Source organism: Staphylococcus sp. GW823-FHT05F06 (assembly GCF_058795495.1).
Genome location: NZ_JBXAHW010000003.1, coordinates 1 through 20,231, shown reverse-complemented (window position 1 = coordinate 20,231; position 20,231 = coordinate 1). Strand labels below are relative to the sequence as shown.

The window sequence follows — 20,231 nt, the reverse complement described above, 5'->3', positions numbered from 1 at the left end:
ATGAAAATATTCTTAGAAGAACTAATTCACCAACAACAAGCAGTTAAAAAAATAATAGATACTTTCACAGGAATCGAAAAGTATTTAACTTCAAAAAATTGTGACAATGAGTTCGCTAATAATTTAATAATAAATAGATATTCAGAAGAAGCTAACATAGATATAAAAATGGAGACCGGGACAGGTAAAACGTATGTTTATACTAAAATGATGTATGAATTACATAAAAAATTTGGGATTTTTAAATTTATATTAGTAGTTCCAAGTCCTGCAATTAAAGAGGGAGCAAAGAATTTTTTAACTAGTTTATCAACTAAAAGACATTTCCAAGAAACATACGGAAATGTTGAAATAGAAATAAATACAATAAATAAAGGCGATTTTAATACTAGATCAGGCAGAAAAATTTTTCCACCTCATTTGAGTAACTTTATTGAAAGCAGTAATTTAAATGCTAATCAAATTCAAGTATTACTTATTAATGCAGGTATGTTAAATTCATCAAATATGACAAAGGTTGATTACGACCAAACTTTATTAAGTAATTACTCAAACCCTATAGAAGCTTTAAAAGCTACCAAATCTGTAGTTATAATAGACGAACCCCATAGGTTTCCTAGGGATAAGAAGAACTACAAATCTATAGAAAATCTTGAACCTCAAATGATTGTTAGGTTTGGTGCTACTTTTCCTGAAGTAAAAAAAGGAACAGGAAAAAAAGCTGTATATATTAAAGATTATTATCGAGGTAGGCCTCAATTTGAATTGAATGCTGTTGACAGCTTTAATCAGGGACTTGTAAAGGGAATAGATATTTACTATCCAAATTTGACTCCAGAACAAGCGAAAAATAGATATACCATTGATAGTGTAAAAGCCAAAGAGATAGTTTTGAAAAAAGGAAAAAATAAATGGACGCTAGGTATAGGCGAGAATTTAGCAAATATAGATTCGTTATTTGAAGGTGACTTAAGTTATTCTGGTGCTAAAACTTTATCTAATGACTTAGAAATTAGTAAAGGTATGGATTTATTGCCTGGCACATTTACAACTAATTACCAGGAATTAATTATTAATGATGCTATCAATCAACATTTTGAGCATGAAATCAATAATTTTATGAGAGATAACCTAAAAGAAAATTTTCAACCAAAAGTAAAAACACTTTCATTATTTTTTATTGATTCTATTAGGTCATATAGAAACAAAGAGGGCTGGTTGAAACAGACTTTTGAGAGACTCTTAAAAGTTAAACTTAGAAAATTAATAAAAGAATTTGAAGTTAAAAAATTACCACGAGAGATTGAATACTTAGATTTTTTAAGAGTGACATATGATAGTCTTAATAGTGAGAATCAAATGGTCCATGCAGGGTATTTTGGTGAAGACAGAGGTTCCGGTGATGAAGCAATACAGGCTGAAGTTAATGATATACTTAAAAATAAAGAAAAAATGCTGAGTTTTAAAGACGAGAATGGTAACTGGATTACAAGAAGATTTTTATTTTCAAAATGGACATTAAGAGAAGGTTGGGATAACCCTAATGTTTTCGTTATTGCGAAATTGAGAACTTCTGGTTCTGAAAATAGCAAGATACAGGAAGTAGGAAGAGGTTTGCGTTTACCTGTTGATGAGAATGGTCACAGATTAACACAAGATGAATTTCCAAGTAGACTTTCATTTTTAATTGGATATGATGAAAAGGATTTCGCAGAAAAATTAATTGGAGAAATAAATTCTGATGTAGACGTTAAATTAAGTGAAGATAAATTAACAGATGAAATGATTAATAAAATAGTTGAACATAGAAAGCAAGTGGATCCTCATTATAATGATGAAGTGTTATTAGAACAATTAGATGAACGAAATCTAATTAATAGGAAAAATGAGTTTAAAACAGATGTTGAAATTGATGGAGTTAAAAAATCAGGATTTGAATGGCTGTTAGAATTATATCCAGAAGTTAATGCATCTAAATTAAATGCAGATAAAGTCAGAGATATGAAAAAAAATCCACCCAATTTAAAAGTGAAGTTAAATAAAGAGAATTGGAATAAATTGAGATTCTTATGGGAAAATTTATCTAAAAGATATATGTTAGAATTCAAAAAGATGAGTGAAGATGATCTGTATTTGTTTGTTGAAAGATTGTTGAACGACGATGATTTATTTGTTAAACAACAACCAGAAAGAATACATCAATCTTTGGAAAAAGATGATGAAGGTAAACAAGTTATCAAGGAATCTATTTCAGAATATAATTATAGAAATGAATTTATTTATATGAACTATGGTAAGTTTTTAAAACAAATTGTACTTAAAACTAATGTACCAATATCTATAATGCATAAAAATTTACTTTCCGTTTTAAAAGATAAATATAATAGTGATGAACGATTCTTGAGTGAATTAAGTTTAAATAATATAATAAGAGAATTTAACAAGCGTTTTGAAGAAAAATATAGTCAAAGTTATGAATATAAAAAATTAGATTTTTCTGCTACTACAACCATTTATGATTCAGAAATATCAGAGTTTAAAGATTGGGTAGATGCAAATTATTTAGGTACTAACGTTGAAAATAACATTCAAACTGAAAAAAGATTTTTATATGAAAGACCACCAGTTAGATATGATAGTGTAACACCTGAGTTAGAGTTGTTAAAAAGAAATTACGATAAAAATGTAACTGTATTTGGTAATTTGCCTAAAAAAGCGATACAAGTTCCTAAATATACTGGTGGCACTACTACGCCTGATTTTGTCTATATGATAGAAACTGATGAACAAGATGCAAAATACCTTATTGTTGAAACAAAAGCAGAAAACATGAGACTAGGAGATAAAAGTATTGGTGAAATACAAAAAAAATTCTTTAACACATTAGATAATTTGAATATTAAATATCAATTAGCTACTAGCGCGCAAGATGTTTATAATGAAATTAAAAAATTAGATGATTCAAAGTGAGGGAATATGATGGGGAAATCAGAAAAAATTTCATTACTTGAAAAAGTCCAAGATGGTTTAGTAGATAAAACCGGAGCAAAACCTAAGTTACCAACAACTATTACCGATTTAAATCAAGAAACTTTAGAGGTATATAGAATACCACTAAAGTTTCTGTATTATAATGATAGAAATGGAAGAATTGCTTCTGTAATATCCAGAGTAAGCGACGATATAAAAGTTGCTTATGAATTTGAAGATAATAATTATAATAAAAGTATTGAAAATATGATATATGAGGCTAATACTTCTGCTTTAAAAAACACTAAAAAATCTATTAAAGATAAAGGTCAGCAAGTATTTGGTTATGTATTAGATGATGGTAGAGTTATTGACGGAAATAGAAGGTTTACTGCGCTTAGACAGTTAGAACAAGAAACAGGAAATACTTTTTATTTTGAAGCTGTTATTTTACCATTTACTTATGATAAAAAGACTGATCGAGCTAAAATCAAGCAATTAGAACTTGCAATACAAATGGGTATAGAAGGAAAGCAAGATTATGATAAAGTTGATGAAGCGGTGGATATTTATCAAACAATTGAAGTTGAAAAGTTGATGACTGTAGCGGACTATGCAAATGAGTCAAATAAAACAAAAAAAACTATTGAAAAGCAATTAGGTTCTGCAAAATTAATAAGAAAATTTTTAGATTTTATTAATGCTCAAGAGAATTCTTATTATATTATAAAAGATGCTGGCATTTATTCATTATTTGAAGAAGCAGTACCTAAGTTAGATAAAGCTTATCCTAAAGGTGGACCTTCGTTAGAAGATGCTATTGAAAAATTTTTTAGTTTTGTCCTTTTGCAAATTCAATCAGGGACAAGCACACGGGCATATGCTGGAAGAGATTATTTTGAAAATATCGTTTTTTCAAATGAGGGTAGTCATCAATTTAATACAGAAACAGAAGATGCTATCGATGGTTTGAGAGATAAATTAGAAGAAAAACGTGTAGAATCTACCGCAGATTTAAAGAGTACACTAAGCCAATCGATACCTGAACTACGAGAAGTAAGTTCTTCATATAACAAAGTTGTAAGCAAAAGTAAACGAAATGCTAATGTGGAAAGTTTTATTGAAAATGTTAAATCAATGTCTGAAAGTCTCAATGATATGGAAAAAGGCAATGGTTTACCTAGTAGTCTTAATTTTGAACAATTTAATCTAAAACAATTAAAAGAAATTAGAGAAATGCTAATAAGAATAAATAATTGTAGTAGAGAGTTGATAGATATTTATGAACATGAAATCTGAGATACAACTAGTTGAAGTTAATAATGAATTTGTTTTTGTTGATAGTATAGACAGTGATCTTACGAACAGAAAGGTTCATAGAACTTTAAAGAAATTCACAAGTTATTTTTCTGATTTCACTAATTATGTTTTAAAAGCGGATTTATCACATCTTGAAATAGAAAGATTAGTTTCAGAGCTGAATAAAGCATTAGCTAAAGTATCGAAACCTGATATATTAATAGATAATAATATAAAAAGTTTTATTAGTAAAAATGCTTATGCTATTAATGAACAAAGAATTGCTGGCTTAACAATTAAAGAAAATGATTCAAGATGGCAAGAAGAACTTTCAAATTTTAATAATGTTATAAATCAAGAGATTACAAGACCATTAAAACCTATTCAAGTAAGAGCGAGTTTTTATTTAGCCACCATGAAAAGAGCAGCCAATTTTTCTGTACCTGGAGCTGGTAAAACGGCTATGATGTATGGCACATTTGCTTTTTTGTCTAGTGAAATAAAGCGGAAAGTTGATAAATTAATAGTTATTTCTCCAATTAATGCATTTGAAGCTTGGCGTTCAGAATTTATTGAAGTTTTTCAAGATAAAAGAGAATTACACTTTATGAACCTAAGAGATAAAAAATATAATGATTTAGGTAAAGTACGAACAGATTGGGGAAGTGCAAATGTCATTGTTTTGAATTTTGAAGCAATACAAAAGTATGTAGGGGTTTTAAATGAACTTATTAATGATAAGACAATGATAGTTTATGATGAGGTTCATAGGATAAAAGGTATTAATAGTAGCAGAGCAAGTTATGCATTAACTTTAGGTCCTAAAAGTTATTACAGATACGTTTTAACTGGTACCCCAATTCCAAATAGTTATCAAGACATATTTAACTTCTTAAATATTTTATATAAAGATGAGTATGATACTTATTTTGGTTGGAATGTTGCTGATTTACAAAATCCTGATCCTAATGAAATTAATGACAAGTTGAACCCTTTTTTCTGGCGTACAAATAAGAACGATTTGGAAGTGCCTCAAGCAGAAAATGATATTATATTATGTGTTAAGCCTAGTAATATTCAAATTGAATTAGCAAAAGCGATATACGAAAATGAATCTGGGATACTAGCGATTTATATAAGGTTACTACAAGCTTCAACTAACCCAGAATTATTGCAAAAGAATATTAATTATAGCGAACTAGGAATGTTGAATGATGAATTAAATTTCGATTTGGATAAAGCATTAAATAAAGAAGAAGAAAATCAAGTAAAACAACAAATTTATAATTCTTTTGATTTAAAAAATGTAACTTCTCCAAAATTCGAAAAAGGTATTGAATTGATTGAAAACTTAGTTAGCCAAGGAAAAAAAGTTCTAGTATGGGGATTGTTTGTAGGTACAATGAATAAAATCAATAAGAGGTTACTAGAAAGTGATATTAATTCAATATTGATTTATGGAGAAACACCTAAAGAAGATAGGGTAGATATGATCAATAATTTTAGGAATGGAAATGCACAAGTTCTAATATCTAATCCTAATACATTAGGCGAGTCCATATCTTTACATCAGACAGTACATGATGCAATATATTTTGAATATAACTTTAATTTAACGTTTATGTTGCAATCACGTGATAGAATACATCGTTTAGGGTTAAATAATAATCAATATACAAGGTATTATTATTTGATGTCTGAAGGGGATAGAGCCCATAAAGGTTTTATCGATAAAGCAGTTTATAACAGACTGAAGGAAAAAGAAGATGTAATGTTAAATGCTATTGATGGAAATACTTTAAAGCCAATGATTGAAGATGATTACTTAGAAGATGTTAAGAAAATTATTATTGAATGAAAAACGATATAGAAAAGCTAATCGGAAGAATGCGTAAGAACAGTAAAAATATGCTTTTATTCGTATTTAGTGGGAAGAATTAAAAGAATATTTTAATCATGAACAGTCAAACTAAGTATTCTATTGTTTTTTAATTAGATAATAATACCAATGAATTAAATGATATTAAATAGAGCATTCCTCACCGCAAAGTGAAGGATGCTCTATTTTTTTATAAGTATTATAATATTCACTTTGATAGATAATGGTTAATAATTGTCTGTAAATCATTATTAAGTACGGTTGCTATAGAGTAATCATTCATAAAATCATTATAGATTTTATCCAATATTTCTTAGCCTTCGATTACTGTGAAATGACATACTAGACCCTTAATATTGAAACGTATTCATGCGATACTAGGCAGCTACTAGCAACCGTGTGTCAGTCAGTCTGATTGTGTAGTCACATGGTTCATAGATAATCCTCCTTTTATTTCAATGTCCATTTTTGGCGTGCTTTAGGATTGAGTGGGTGCATGATTTCATTTGTTGCTGGGTTTATGAGCTTTTTAATTTTCTTTTTGTGAGGCTTCAACATTTCCATCACTTGTTCAACACGTTCGATAACAAATGGTCGCTTCGCATAGGCTCCATAAGCTAGAATTACTGTGTCACTCTCACTTATTGCTTTCATTAAGTGTCTGTCTGTATGTTTATCATAAGGCTCTTTAATATGTTTGAGATTCTCTGGGGTTTTAATATTCGAAAATAAATTCACTAAATATACAGCACCGTATCGTTCTGAATTCGCTAATTGATTGAGGATAAGAACAGTTGTAAGATCGAGTGATAATATGCCGTCTAAATGAGGGGACATCGTTATCACTGTACATGTGGGCTTCTTTTCATTCCACGTCTTTTTAAGTAAGTATCGGTGTTGTTCATCATCGCTAAAAATCGCTTCTGTGTGTATCGTACTTTTGATTGTATTCATATTTGTTACTCCTTTTAGTATTCTTCTGGTAAAAGCATCACATAATAAAAAGCGTCCACGTCATCTTCACGAATGACGTAGACTTTTTAGGTAATGTATTTTTATTTTTTACATAGTTTGCATAGTGATATTCCAATTTGTATGTGGGCTATTCTTGTTAGCTTATTTTTAGAATTTTATTGTACTACAGATGTTGCAATGTCTCGATTTAACTATTTATTGTAAATATTTAAAAAACTTTAAATTTATATAGTGTTTTAAGGTCAAATAAATTAGAATATTTGTATTAATAATAATTAAAAATAAAGAGCGCAATTTAATGGAATGTTTAGCTTGTGGGGGGGTAATGTAAATCGGGATGATAAATTCTGCCAATATCGTGGTCATGAAATTGTAAATGAGAGTGACAAGTTTTGCACTAATTGTGGCATAGACGGTCTTTGTAGTCGAGAGTAAAATAAACAATCAACAAGCGACGCCAAAAGAAAAACAGTTCAACAAATCAATTGAATGGTAAAGTTCAAAATGATATTTATAAGACTACTGACAGTCTAAATTCTGTTGAAAATAACAAAAAATAAAGAAAGTAAAATGACTTTAAAGGAACTTTAGTATTGTTTATAAGGACGAACTACATAAATAGCAAAGTAATTTACAATGGTAAATACACTTTGCTATTTTAAATTTTTTAAATGTCAAAATTTAATTATGAAAGTCGTTTTGTTTTAATATGTGGAATGGATAATTAAAAAATCGCATCACTATCTGATATACAGTAGCATATCGTAAGTGATGAGGTTTCATTTATTAATTATAAAGGGCAAAATTAAATTTGAATTACATCTTAAGTATTTATTGTTTGGTAATATGAAAGAGTAATATGAAGAAGTTTAAGAATTTGATTTATATGGTGTTTACAAATATACGATAAATAGAAAGATGTGAAAATGTGAAACATTCGAAAAAGTTACTTTTATGCGTCAGTTTTTTAATAATAACGTTTTTTATTGGTGGATGTGGAAGTATGACAAAAGAAGATAATAAAGAAGAAAAAATTAAAAAAAGTTTTGAGAAAACATTAGGTATGTATCCTATCAAAAATCTTGAGGACTTATACGATAAAGAAGGTTATCGAGATGAAGAATTTGATAAGGATGATAAAGGGACATGGTTACTACACTCGGAAATGGCTATACAACGTAAAGGAGAAGATTTAGAACCTAGAGGTATGGTGTTGAAAATAAATAGAAATACACAAACATCTAAAGGTGATTATATAACCAATAAAATTACATATGATAATAAAGGAAGACCTCAAAACAATAAGAAAAAATATCCAGTCAAAATGGAAAACAATAAAATAATCCCTATTAAAAAAATTGAAGATAGTAAGATAAAGAGAGAAATAGGTGAATTTAAATTCTTCGCTCAATATGCAAATTTTAAAGATTTAAAAGAATATAAGAATGGGAATATATCATACAATCCCAATGTACCTAGTTACTCTGCAGAATATGATTTAGAAAATAGCGATTATAATGTAAAACAATTAAGGGAAAGATATGATATTCCAACGAAACAAGCACCAAAGTTATTATTGAAAGGTACAGGTGACTTAAAAGGTTCTTCAATTGGTACGAAAGATGTAGAATTTACCTTTACTGAAGGCAAGCAAGAGAACATTTATTTTTCTGATAGTATGAACTTTATGCCAAGCGAGGATGATTAAAATCGATAATTTTTCGAAGAAAAAGAGATGAGTATCTCTAAGATTTTGTAATTTTTATTAAATATATTTCTGGAAAGATTTTTTATACCAGAGGTATCATTTTTTATAATTGATATTGTTTAGAATATTAAAGTTACTTTATTTGAAATATCTGGAAGATGTGTAGGTAAATTGTTTAAATAATAACTTTAGATATTTCATTGCGGAATATCGAAATATTGTAATAATGATTAAATTACTTTCTGAAAGATAAGGTAATATATGAAGATTATAAAAATTTCACATGGGAGCTGTGTTGGCTGTTAGTCTATTTTACGTGAAAGATATCCTCAATTTTAGATAAGGTGTAAAGAACGGGGATTAAATATATTATCAAAAATTGGCTAATTGATAATATTTAAAAATGAGAGGATAAGAAAATTATGATTGAACTTAATAAATTTATAAAAGTACCGAATTTAAATAAAACTAAAATAAAGTTTAATATGAATGCAGGTAATGTTGAAATAAAAGCTTGGGATTTACTTTTTAAAGAAGATGAAACTGAATGGGAACAAATTAATGCATGGAAAACGAAACATCCAAATAACAATTTGAATCATGCAGATTACTTACTAGCGTTTGCTCAATATTATCCATATGGTCCAGAATATTTTATTTTTGGGGGATTATATAAAATCAAAAAGATTGAACCTGAAGTATTTGATGAGGTAGGTTATGAATTAACTTTAATGGATGATTATAAAGAATATAGAAAAAGACTTATCGTTAAATTAAAAAAACCTATAGGTAGAGATTTATATAATAGATTATATAAAAATATTCAAGATACTTTAGAACCTGAGGTTTATGAAATTGCTCCTAATACTAAATTAGGACATTTTCCTGGTTATCAGAATGTAACGTTATCCCACCCACAAATGCAACAAATTATATCAAGAAATGAACCTAGTTGGAAACAAGCTTTAATGAATGTAAAAGGTGTTTATGTTATAACCGACTTAAGTAATGGCAAATTATACATAGGATCAGCATCAGGTAATACTGATGGAATATGGCAACGATGGTCGGACTATGCCAACATAGAAAATCTAACAGGTGGTAATAAATTATTAAATGAAATTAAATTAGATAAAGGGAAAGATTACATCATAAATAATTTTCAATATTCAATTTTAGAGATTTTTGATACAAAGACTAAGGTAGACACTATAATCAATAGAGAAAATTATTGGAAGAATGTATTTTGCACTAGAAAATATGGTATGAACTTTAACTAATAAAAATAACAATTATTACATTGAAATATGATGATGAAAATCATAAAGGTGAGTGTAAATCACTAGTAATTTTAATGTTATTAAAGAGTTTATTATGAGAAGAAATAATCAAATGTATCCTTATTTATGATAGGTATACAAGAAAAAGTTTTTACTAAGTAATAAAATGACATTATTGAATATCTTTTTAGCAATATCACTGATAGGGTGAAGCATATCATAAATAAAACTAAAAAATAAATTGTATATAACTTACTTTGAAATTGATCGAATATATAGTATCTTTAATAAAATGCAGATATTGTGGCGTAGAATTTGAGAATCAAAAAATGATTAATATAGTTTGAAGAAACTGAGCATAAGTACTAGAAAAATAGCCAGTAAATGAGTTTATTATGAATTCATTTACTGGCTTCTTTAAATAATGATTTAGACAGTTTGCTTTTCTAGAACTACTTTGAAATGCGTTATTTTCTTTAAGAATATTAATATATAACTTGTGTTGCTAATGCTAACCTTGGTCAGAGTGTATTGTCATGCGATAGTTAAGATGAGATCTTTTAATTAAAACCTTGTTTTAAACATCGATGACAAGGTCTAATGTAGGAGGTGTAGAAATAATTTTCAGAATGATATAAATAAATCCATAAATGAAGATAAATCGAAACTATTTATACCGTAGGGGGGTATATGTTATGGTATAAGTAACTTTACTATCACGTTTTCATTGGGAGGGGTTAATTTGAATAATAATGGTGAAGAGCATAATCATCAAAATCACATGAATCATTCCAATCACATGCATCATGATAACCATGCCTCACATCATCATAGTGGCCATGCACATCATCATGGAAATTTTAAAGTTAAGTTTTTTGTTTCATTAATTTTTGCAATACCTATCATTCTCTTATCGCCAATGATGGGTGTTAACTTACCTTTTCAATTCACATTTCCAGGTTCTGAATGGGTAGTGTTAATATTAAGTACAATTTTATTCTTTTATGGTGGTAAACCGTTCTTGTCTGGTGGTAAAGATGAAATTGCTACAAAAAAACCAGGCATGATGACCTTAGTTGCTCTAGGTATTTCAGTAGCTTATATTTATAGCTTGTATGCTTTTTATATGAATAACTTTAGTAGTGCAACTGGTCATACAATGGACTTTTTTTGGGAATTAGCAACCTTAATTTTAATTATGCTATTAGGACATTGGATAGAAATGAATGCTGTCGGAAATGCTGGAGATGCTTTAAAGAAAATGGCAGAACTATTACCTAATAGTGCTATTAAAGTTATGGATAATGGCCAACGCGAAGAAGTTAAAATATCAGACATCATGACTGATGATATCGTCGAAGTAAAAGCCGGAGAAAGCATTCCAACAGATGGTATTATCGTTCAAGGACAAACATCTATAGATGAATCCCTAGTCACTGGAGAATCTAAAAAAGTACAAAAAAATCAAAATGACAACGTCATCGGGGGTTCTATTAATGGGTCTGGAACAATACAAGTCAAGGTTACAGCTGTTGGAGAAGATGGATATCTTTCTCAAGTTATGGGACTTGTTAATCAAGCACAAAATGATAAATCTAGTGCTGAATTGTTATCTGATAAAGTAGCGGGTTATTTATTCTACTTTGCTGTAAGTGTTGGCGTGATTTCTTTTATTGTCTGGATGCTCATTCAAAATGATGTTGATTTTGCATTAGAACGTCTTGTAACTGTGTTAGTCATTGCTTGTCCACATGCTTTAGGCTTGGCAATACCTTTAGTCACTGCACGTTCTACTTCAATTGGTGCACATAATGGTTTAATTATTAAAAATAGAGAGTCTGTAGAAATAGCTCAACATATCGATTATGTAATGATGGATAAAACTGGTACTTTAACTGAGGGTAACTTTTCTGTGAATCATTATGAGAGCTTTAAAAATGATTTGAGTAATGATACAATATTAAGCCTTTTCGCCTCATTAGAAAGTCAATCTAATCACCCATTAGCTATAAGTATTGTTGATTTTGCGAAAAGTAAAAATGTTTCATTTACTAATCCACAAGACGTTAATAATATTCCAGGTGTCGGATTAGAAGGTCTAATTGATAATAAAACATATAAAATAACAAATGTCTCTTATCTTGATAAACATAAACTTAATTATGACGATGACTTGTTTACTAAATTAGCTCAACAAGGTAATTCAATCAGTTATTTAATTGAGGATCAACAAGTCATTGGCATGATTGCTCAAGGAGATCAAATTAAAGAAAGCTCAAAACAAATGATAGCTGATTTACTATCAAGAAATATTACACCAGTCATGCTTACAGGTGACAATAATGAAGTGGCACACGCTGTCGCAAAAGAATTAGGTATTAGTGATGTTCACGCACAACTCATGCCAGAAGATAAGGAAAGCATTATAAAAGATTATCAAAGTGACGGTAATAAAGTCATGATGGTCGGAGACGGTATCAACGATGCGCCGAGTCTTATAAGAGCCGATATTGGTATAGCAATTGGTGCAGGCACAGATGTTGCAGTGGATTCAGGTGATATCATACTTGTTAAAAGTAATCCATCAGATATCATTCATTTCTTGACTCTTTCAAATAATACTATGAGAAAAATGGTGCAAAACTTATGGTGGGGTGCAGGTTATAATATTGTTGCTGTACCTTTAGCAGCTGGCGCATTAGCTTTTATCGGGTTAATATTATCACCAGCTGTAGGAGCAATATTAATGTCTTTAAGTACAGTTATAGTAGCGATTAATGCTTTTACATTAAAATTAAAATAAAAGAGGTAAACCTTATGTATAATAAAGTTTTTGCAATTTTAATTATAATTTTTTCCATAATAATTATTGCGTCTAATGATACTTTCGCAGAAAGTAAGAATGATATGATGAATATGAAAGAAGATAAGAAAAATACAATGGATATGACAAATATGAAACATCATGACGAAAGAAAGAAATTAAATTCTTCACAAGGAAAAAATGAAATAATATTTCCTAAAGTTGCAGAGTCAAAAAAAGATAACAATGGTTATAAAAATTATACATTAAAAGCTCAGGAAGGAAAGACAGAGTTTTACAAAAATAATTTTTCTAATACTCTAGGCTACAATGGAAATTTACTTGGACCAACTTTAAAATTAAAAAAAGGAGATAAAGTTAAAATTAAGTTAATAAATAACTTAGATGAAAATACAACATTTCATTGGCATGGATTAGAAGTAAATGGAAAAGTGGATGGAGGGCCTTCTCAGGTTATAAAACCAGGAAAAGAAAAAACTATAAAATTTGAGGTTAATCAAGATTCTGCTACGTTATGGTATCACCCCCACCCCTCTCCAAATACAGCTAAACAAGTTTATAATGGCTTATCAGGATTATTATATATAGAAGATAGTAAAAAGAATAATTATCCTAGTGATTATGGAAAAAATGATTTGCCTATAATAATCCAAGATAAAACATTTGTATCTAAAAAATTAAATTATTCAAAAACGAAAGACGAAGATGGCACTCAAGGTGATACTGTTCTTGTGAACGGAATAGTAAACCCCAAACTGACAACAAAAGAAGAGAAAATACGTTTGAGACTTTTAAATGGTTCTAATGCTCGAGATTTAAATCTTAAGCTAAGTAATAATCAAAGTTTTGAGTATATTGCTTCAGATGGCGGTCAATTAAAAAACGCTAAAAAATTAAAAGAAATTAATTTAGCTCCTTCAGAAAGAAAAGAAATAGTAATAGATTTATCTAAAATGAAAGGCGAGAAAATCAGTCTGGTTGATAATGATAAAACTGTAATTTTACCGATTAGTAACAAAGAGAAAAGTTCTAACAAAGGTAATACACCAAAAGTAAGTAAAAAAATAAAATTAGAAGGTATGAATGATAATGTTACCATTAATGGTAATAAATTCGATCCTAACAGAATAGATTTTACACAAAAGTTAAACCAGAAAGAAGTATGGGAAATTGAAAACGTCAAAGATAAAATGGGTGGTATGAAACATCCTTTCCACATCCATGGAACGCAATTTAAAGTTTTATCTGTGGATGGGGAGAAACCTCCAAAAGATATGAGGGGTAAAAAAGATGTTATATCTTTGGAACCTGGACAAAAAGCTAAAATAGAGGTTGTATTTAAAAATACTGGAACATACATGTTTCACTGTCATATACTTGAGCATGAAGATAATGGAATGATGGGTCAAATAAAAGTAACAAACTAATCAATAGGGAGATTTTAATATGATGAAAAAAGATAAAGACACTAATGACCAAAAAAGTGAGAGCCATATGAAGCATAATGATGAAAGTAAAGTTCCTGAAGATATGACATCGACTAATGAGGGTGAATTTAAAGTAGGAGATAAAGTAACGATTACAGCAGGACATATGCCAGGTATGAAAGGTGCAGAAGCTACTGTAAAAGGTGCGTATAAAACATATGCCTATGTTGTAAGTTATAAACCCACAAATGGAAATGAAAAAGTAAACAATCATAAATGGATCGTAAACGAAGAAATCAAAGATGCACCTAAAGATGGATTTAGTAAAGGCGATACTGTTAAATTAGAAGCAAGTCATATGTCTGGTATGAAAGGTGCTACAGCCAATATAGATAACGTGAAAAAGACGACTGTTTACGTAGTTGATTACAAATCCAAAGATAATGGTAAAATCATTAAAAATCATAAATGGATGACAGGAAATGAGCTGAAAGCACGATAAAAATCTAGTTCTAGATTGAGAAATAAATAGATATAAAAAATATCCCCCTTAATCAATAATTTAAATAACTTATTATTGTTAAGGAGGATATTTTTTAGTGTGTAAATTAAATAGATAAGAAAAATGACTAATCCTGAAGATAAATCAAAAAGTATAAAATAATTAATAATAAAAAAGCGTCCCAATGATATTGAGACGCTTAAAGTTTATCTAGTTTTAAATGATTCAATGGCGGTTTTGATTTCATCTCTAACACGTTGGAATTCTGACCAAGGTTTGCCTGCTGGATCATCAAATCCCCAATGTTCTTTTTTTACATTCGGCGGTAATATAGGACAATTATTGTCAGCATCACTACATAGAGTTACTACTAAATCGGATTGGTTTAGTATAGTGTTGTCAATTAAATTAGAAGTATGGTTTGAGATATCAATTCCAACTTCTTTCATTGCTTCAATTGCCTTTGGATTGACACCGTGTGCCTCAATACCGCCAGAATATACTTGCCATTCATCACCTAAGATGTTTTTGCCCCAGCCTTCAGCCATTTGGCTACGGCATGAATTACCTGTACATATAAAGTAAATTATTTTCTTTGTCATTATTGACACCTCTTTTTTAAAATATAATAAGTGTAACGTATAAACCAACTAATGTGATAAACAGAACAGGAATCGTAATAACAATACCCGTTTTAAAATATGTGCCCCATGAAATTTTTACCCCTTTTTGTGTTAAAACGTGCAACCATAGTAGTGTTGCTAAGGAGCCGATAGGTGTGATTTTAGGTCCTAAATCTGCGCCGATGATATTGGCATAAATCATGCCGTCTTTGATTAAACCGGTAGTTGCAGATTGTCCAATAGCAATGGCATCAATTAATACGGTAGGCATATTATTCATAATGGCTGAAAGGAATGCGGATATGAAGCCCATACCTATCACACTACTAAACAATCCATAGTTTGATATGCTTGATAGCATATTAGCTAATAATGCAGTAATACCCACGTTTTTCAGACCAAATACAACTAAATACATTCCTATAGAAAAGAGAACAATATTCCAAGGTGCGCCTTTGATAACTTGTTTCGTGTTTACTACTCTCGATTTATAGGCCAATACAGTAAATATAAATGCAATCAAACAAGCAATTAACGATACTGGAATTTGAATAAATTCACTAATTATATAACCAATGAGTAAGATTGACAAAACAATCCACGAAAACTTAAATAATTTTGGATCTTTAATGGCTTGATTAGGTGTTTTAAGATTTTTAATTTCAAAATGGTTAGGAATAACTTTTCTGAAATATAACCATAATACAACAATACTTGCTATTAAAGAGAATATATTTGGAATAATCATACGACTTACATATTCAATAAATCCAATATGGAAGTAGTCAGCAGAAACAATATTGACTAAATTACTTACAATTAATGGGAGAGATGTAGTATCTGCAATAAATCCACTTGCAATGATAAAAGGAAAAATGACTTTTTGATTAAACCCAAGATTTCTTACCATAGCGAGCACGATTGGAGTGAGAATTAATGCAGCTCCATCATTCGCAAAGAAAGCTGCTACAATAGCGCCTAACAACATAATGTAAACAAACATTTTCAAGCCATTACCCTTTGATGCTCTCACCATATGTATAGCAGACCATTCAAAGAACCCAATTTCATCTAATATGAGTGAAATGAGAATAACTGCAACAAAAGTTAAGGTCGCATTCCAAACAATTCCAGTAACTTCTAGTACATCTGAAAAGCTTACAACGCCAGTGATTATAGCAATTACAGCACCAATTAATGCAGTAATACCAATATCTAGACCTTTAGGTTGCCATATAACAAAAATTAACGTTAATATAAAAATTGTGATTGCTAATATTGTCATTGTTAACATTCACCTTTCTCTACAGTTTCACATATACATGGGACAGTACTGGAACTCAATAGAGTGAGTCGTGATGTAATGTCATCTAATACATCATGATTCAATTTATATAAATTTTTATTACCATCCTTTCTAGATGTAATTAAATTATTGTCTTTTAATACTTTCATATGATGACTTAATGTGGGTTGAGAAAAAGAAAAATGCTGTAATAAATCACAAGCGCATAATTCACCACAAGATAACAAATCTAATATTTCAAGACGGCTACTATCAGCCATCACTTTCAAGTATTGCGATATTTCACTATAATTCAATTTTTTTCTCCCTTTCTACTTAGAATCTTTTATATTGTTAATAATTTTTATTGTCATTTGATAAATTACATATTTGCTTAACTCCTAAATTATTAACTGGTTTAAAGTAGACTCTATTTATCATATAGTTCTCATTATAATCAATAATATCAATATTCTAATACTCGATAAGGTATGACAAAGTAATTATCAAGACTTTCATTTTTAATCTTGTTTATCCAAAATGATTCATCTTCTTTTTTGTTACTAAAAAGGTCATCACGTTGATTTAGCGTAACTAACGATTGATTAACAACCCACCAATTATGGCCTATATTAGCTCTATTTAAATCTTCTACTAAACGTTTAGATTCTAAATAAGGTGTTTTTTCTGCTAATGTTACAATTATCATCTGTGTTAAATTTTTATTTTGAATTTTGGGTAATAATGTTTCAACATTACTGGTAGTTTGAGTTGATTTTTTCTTTAATTCTCTATGATGATTTTCACTAGAATCAAGTAACAGCAAGGTATGGCCTGTAGGAGCTGTATCTACAATGACGTAATCCATGTCGTCTTGATTCTCCATAATGTCACTAAAGGCTTTGAAAAATGCTATTTCTTCTGTACAAGGTGATTTTAAATCTTCCATAATATAATCAATATCGTCTTGTGGTGTATCATCATTCACTGTGGCTAGTACTTCTTTTTTATACTTTTCTAATGCTTGTTCTTCATCAATATAAGCAGTATTTAAATTACTTGTAGTTTCAACATTAATTTCTTTAGTAGGGTCAGTAGTTGCTAAAAGAACACGATATCCTTTATTAGATAACGTTGTAGCTAATTGCGTTGCTACTGTCGTTTTACCAACGCCACCTTTTCCCATTGTAAATAAATATTGAACTTTACTATTTTCAATTTCATCGATTAATTTATTGAATTGCGGATGATCTTCAACAATAAAGTCATCATTTTCAATTAAGTTATCATCATTTAATAGATTAGTTAAACTTTCTATACCTTCTTCTTTCTGATTTTTATATGGAACGTAATAAGCATGATTGTTATTTAACCATTCAGTAAAATGATTAATGTTTTTATCTTGTTCTGATTTCATCTGACTCGAAATTAAACCGTGACTTTCTTCTATATAGTTGTTAATGATTACTTTGAATTTAGAAATTGACAGTTGTTGTAATTCTTGTTGCGCTCTTTGAATTTCATATATAGAAGAGTGAGTAGGTCTCGCAACTAACATCATGGTCGTATCATCTTGGTTACGTAGTTTTTCAAGTGCTGAATTATATTTAACTCTATTTTCATTTAAACCTGATAATTGACCTAAGCAAGAAGCGTCATTACTCGTTGTATTTAAATAATCTGTCCATGCAGAAGGTAATTCAAGCATTCTCAAGGTGTGACCTGTGGGAGCTGTATCAAATATAATGAAATCAAATTCTTGTTCTAAAGTTTTATCGGATAAAAAATTTGTAAATTCATTAAATGCTGCTACTTCAACTGTACATGAACCACTTAACTGTTCTTTCATTTCAGAAAGCACATCTTCTGGTAGAATACCCTCATAAGGTTCTATAGATTGTGCTTTATAATCGTCTGCAGCAACAATCGGGTCAAAATTGGCTATAGAGAGATTAGGTATAGGTTGATATTTAGTTAATTTATTAGATAATTCCATTTGAAATACATCTTGTAAATTACTAGCTGGATCAGTACTTACTAAAGCTACTTTCTTTCCATTCTCTGCTAAGTTTAAAGCAATAAAACTTGATATCGTCGTTTTACCTACGCCGCCTTTACCAGTAAAAAACAAATATTTTGTTAACTCAATGTTATCTAAATTCAATTTATTTAAGTATTTAACAGCATCCATCTCCACCACAGCATCCTCCATTTCTCATTTGATTAACTGTAATAATTTCATCGGCTTCTTCTTGGGTAATATAAGCGCCCGTTTTAGCTATACCGCCTTCTATAAAAGTGATTGGTAAAACTTCATCACCTTTTTCTTGAATTAAACGAATAACTTCTTGATTTTTAATGAATTCATTCGGATTATTATTCATATTATAACGTTGAACTTCTATTTGATTTTGCTTTAAATATTCATTGATTTGGTTCGCTTTTATTAGTGTTTCATCCGGTTCTGGACCACATACTCCAGTAGAACAGCACATAGCTTCTTCGTATATTTCAATATTTAACATTATACTCACCTCATTAATTAATTTGCTATTATAGATTAACATCTATATAGATTGGTGTCTATGTTATTGTTTGAGTTTTAAAAATTTTACTAAATTTAATTCTTAATAATACAATTTATAAAAAATTATTTTAATATTTCTGTGAGAAATACCTAAGTTTATGTAAAATCATAGTTTTTTTCTTGCGATAATATAGATATTGATTTATATTTAATACATCAAAAAAAATTGATGTATTAAATGATATAAAACTACGTTGACAATAAGGAGGCGTGCTTGATAGCGAGTAAACCATGCAAGTACTTTAACTGTGGGTTATTTTGTAAGTTATTTAAATCTTGTTATGCTATCAAGAGAAATCAATTTAAAAGAAGCTACAATATATATGGAAAAGGAGTTCTTTAAAGGGAACATTAATCAGTATGGCGAATCAACAAAAAATAACTATAAACAAGCAATTCAAGAATTGAAGTAAAGATAATATAAACTCAATGAAATATTATAAAAAGGATGGTCTTTTATGGAAGTTATTAAAACAAAGACTGATATGAGTGAAGATCAACAATTTGACTTTTATGAAAATATGTTTAATGCACTTGCCGATAAAATCAGATTAAAAATACTAAATCAAATTAGCCAAAGCTTCAATAAATCATTATGTGTATGTGATTTAGAAGAGTTATTAGATATAAAACAATCTAAACTTTCTTATCATTTAAAAAAATTAGTAGATGCAAATGTTCTTATTGCTGAAAAGCATGGGACATGGAATTATTATAAAATTAATGAGCAACAAATACAGGTTGTTTTAAATGAAGATACTTGTTGTAAGATACTTTAAGTATCTTTTTTAATATAGAGTTCGGGACATAAAGTATCTGGATAAGTGAAAAAAGACAATTTCTATTGAAATAATATAGAAATTGTCTTTTTT

15 protein-coding genes and 2 pseudogenes are annotated in these 20,231 nt (G+C 29.2%); 9 read left to right on the top strand and 8 right to left on the bottom strand.

The features are described 5' to 3' along the window. Genes AC1Q7N_RS02865 through AC1Q7N_RS02855 form a run of 3 tightly spaced genes read left to right on the top strand, consistent with a single transcriptional unit; the run spans position 1 to position 6,127 of the window. Positions 1 to 2,970, top strand: a complete 2,970-nt coding sequence (locus tag AC1Q7N_RS02865) for a type III restriction-modification system endonuclease (RefSeq protein WP_002495471.1) — start codon at positions 1 to 3, stop codon at positions 2,968 to 2,970. A 9-nt stretch (positions 2,971 to 2,979) separates the two neighbouring features. Then, positions 2,980 to 4,269 (top strand): hypothetical protein, encoded by a 1,290-nt coding sequence (locus AC1Q7N_RS02860; RefSeq protein ID WP_002495470.1) that lies wholly within the window; start codon positions 2,980 to 2,982, stop codon positions 4,267 to 4,269. Next, complete coding sequence (locus AC1Q7N_RS02855; RefSeq protein ID WP_145376404.1) at positions 4,253 to 6,127, top strand: SNF2-related protein; 1,875 nt, start codon at positions 4,253 to 4,255, stop codon at positions 6,125 to 6,127. The genes AC1Q7N_RS02860 and AC1Q7N_RS02855 overlap by 17 nt, the downstream gene beginning before the upstream one ends. A gap of 229 nt (positions 6,128 to 6,356) precedes the next feature. On the opposite strand, the pseudogene AC1Q7N_RS02850 reads toward AC1Q7N_RS02855, so the two are convergent. The 3 genes and pseudogenes from AC1Q7N_RS02850 to AC1Q7N_RS02840 all read right to left on the bottom strand — a co-directional run. Then, positions 6,357 to 6,584 (bottom strand): annotated as a pseudogene (locus AC1Q7N_RS02850) (hypothetical protein). Positions 6,585 to 6,598: 14 nt separating this feature from the next. Then, entirely contained in the window at positions 6,599 to 7,102 is a 504-nt protein-coding gene (locus tag AC1Q7N_RS02845) for a DUF1643 domain-containing protein (RefSeq protein ID WP_002495469.1), read from the bottom strand. Positions 7,103 to 7,116: 14 nt separating this feature from the next. Then, positions 7,117 to 7,250, bottom strand: a pseudogene (locus AC1Q7N_RS02840) (DUF960 domain-containing protein); the annotation flags it as partial. Positions 7,251 to 8,051: 801 nt separating this feature from the next. Between AC1Q7N_RS02840 and AC1Q7N_RS02835 the strand changes: the two are divergent. The 5 genes from AC1Q7N_RS02835 to AC1Q7N_RS02815 all read left to right on the top strand — a co-directional run bounded on the left by AC1Q7N_RS02835 (position 8,052) and on the right by AC1Q7N_RS02815 (position 14,864). Then, positions 8,052 to 8,831: a tandem-type lipoprotein gene (locus tag AC1Q7N_RS02835; RefSeq protein WP_145376402.1), complete on the top strand. Its 780-nt coding sequence runs from the start codon at positions 8,052 to 8,054 to the stop codon at positions 8,829 to 8,831. Positions 8,832 to 9,253: 422 nt separating this feature from the next. Then, a complete protein-coding gene (locus AC1Q7N_RS02830) occupies positions 9,254 to 10,111 on the top strand; it encodes a GIY-YIG nuclease family protein (RefSeq protein WP_145376400.1) in 858 nt (285 codons plus the stop codon). 742 nt (positions 10,112 to 10,853) lie between these two features. Next, positions 10,854 to 12,914, top strand: coding sequence for a heavy metal translocating P-type ATPase (locus AC1Q7N_RS02825; protein WP_049324006.1), 2,061 nt, complete (start codon positions 10,854 to 10,856; stop codon positions 12,912 to 12,914). 14 nt (positions 12,915 to 12,928) lie between these two features. Further along, the gene (locus AC1Q7N_RS02820; protein WP_095323999.1) at positions 12,929 to 14,362 is read left to right on the top strand and encodes a multicopper oxidase family protein; all 1,434 of its coding nucleotides are present in this window, start codon (positions 12,929 to 12,931) and stop codon (positions 14,360 to 14,362) included. A gap of 19 nt (positions 14,363 to 14,381) precedes the next feature. Next, positions 14,382 to 14,864 carry a YdhK family protein gene (locus AC1Q7N_RS02815; protein ID WP_049324008.1) on the top strand — a complete coding sequence of 161 codons (483 nt, stop codon included), beginning with the start codon at positions 14,382 to 14,384 and terminating at the stop codon, positions 14,862 to 14,864. A gap of 206 nt (positions 14,865 to 15,070) precedes the next feature. Here the strand turns inward: AC1Q7N_RS02815 and arsC are convergent, their stop codons facing one another. The 5 genes from arsC to arsD form a co-directional block, all read right to left on the bottom strand. Next, a complete protein-coding gene (gene arsC / locus AC1Q7N_RS02810) occupies positions 15,071 to 15,466 on the bottom strand; it encodes an arsenate reductase (thioredoxin) (protein WP_049324009.1) in 396 nt (131 codons plus the stop codon). Positions 15,467 to 15,482: 16 nt separating this feature from the next. Further along, positions 15,483 to 16,772, bottom strand: a complete 1,290-nt coding sequence (gene arsB / locus AC1Q7N_RS02805; RefSeq protein WP_049324010.1) for an arsenite efflux transporter membrane subunit ArsB — start codon at positions 16,770 to 16,772, stop codon at positions 15,483 to 15,485. A gap of 2 nt (positions 16,773 to 16,774) precedes the next feature. Then, a complete protein-coding gene (locus AC1Q7N_RS02800) occupies positions 16,775 to 17,089 on the bottom strand; it encodes an ArsR/SmtB family transcription factor (RefSeq protein WP_002467638.1) in 315 nt (104 codons plus the stop codon). A 149-nt stretch (positions 17,090 to 17,238) separates the two neighbouring features. Next, positions 17,239 to 18,963, bottom strand: a complete 1,725-nt coding sequence (arsA, locus tag AC1Q7N_RS02795; RefSeq protein ID WP_002504650.1) for an arsenical pump-driving ATPase — start codon at positions 18,961 to 18,963, stop codon at positions 17,239 to 17,241. Next, entirely contained in the window at positions 18,950 to 19,297 is a 348-nt protein-coding gene (gene arsD / locus AC1Q7N_RS02790) for an arsenite efflux transporter metallochaperone ArsD (RefSeq protein ID WP_002449502.1), read from the bottom strand. Before arsD ends, arsA begins: the two co-directional genes overlap by 14 nt. A 520-nt stretch (positions 19,298 to 19,817) precedes the next feature. Between arsD and AC1Q7N_RS02785 the strand changes: the two genes are divergently transcribed. Then, positions 19,818 to 20,138: an ArsR/SmtB family transcription factor gene (locus AC1Q7N_RS02785; protein WP_002484911.1), complete on the top strand. Its 321-nt coding sequence runs from the start codon at positions 19,818 to 19,820 to the stop codon at positions 20,136 to 20,138. Positions 20,139 to 20,231 lie beyond the last annotated feature (93 nt).

Bases quoted from the DNA above. Each gene is read 5' to 3' on its own strand.
- AC1Q7N_RS02865 (WP_002495471.1), top strand. From the start codon at position 1: ATGAAAATATTCTTAGAAGAACTAATTCACCAACAACAAGCAGTTAAA.
- AC1Q7N_RS02860 (WP_002495470.1), top strand. From the start codon at position 2,980: ATGGGGAAATCAGAAAAAATTTCATTACTTGAAAAAGTCCAAGATGGT.
- AC1Q7N_RS02855 (WP_145376404.1), top strand. From the start codon at position 4,253: ATGAACATGAAATCTGAGATACAACTAGTTGAAGTTAATAATGAATTT.
- AC1Q7N_RS02845 (WP_002495469.1), bottom strand. From the start codon at position 7,102: ATGAATACAATCAAAAGTACGATACACACAGAAGCGATTTTTAGCGAT.
- AC1Q7N_RS02830 (WP_145376400.1), top strand. From the start codon at position 9,254: ATGATTGAACTTAATAAATTTATAAAAGTACCGAATTTAAATAAAACT.
- AC1Q7N_RS02820 (WP_095323999.1), top strand. From the start codon at position 12,929: ATGTATAATAAAGTTTTTGCAATTTTAATTATAATTTTTTCCATAATA.
- AC1Q7N_RS02815 (WP_049324008.1), top strand. From the start codon at position 14,382: ATGATGAAAAAAGATAAAGACACTAATGACCAAAAAAGTGAGAGCCAT.
- arsC (WP_049324009.1), bottom strand. From the start codon at position 15,466: ATGACAAAGAAAATAATTTACTTTATATGTACAGGTAATTCATGCCGT.
- arsB (WP_049324010.1), bottom strand. From the start codon at position 16,772: ATGACAATATTAGCAATCACAATTTTTATATTAACGTTAATTTTTGTT.
- arsA (WP_002504650.1), bottom strand. From the start codon at position 18,963: ATGGATGCTGTTAAATACTTAAATAAATTGAATTTAGATAACATTGAG.
- arsD (WP_002449502.1), bottom strand. From the start codon at position 19,297: ATGTTAAATATTGAAATATACGAAGAAGCTATGTGCTGTTCTACTGGA.
- AC1Q7N_RS02785 (WP_002484911.1), top strand. From the start codon at position 19,818: ATGGAAGTTATTAAAACAAAGACTGATATGAGTGAAGATCAACAATTT.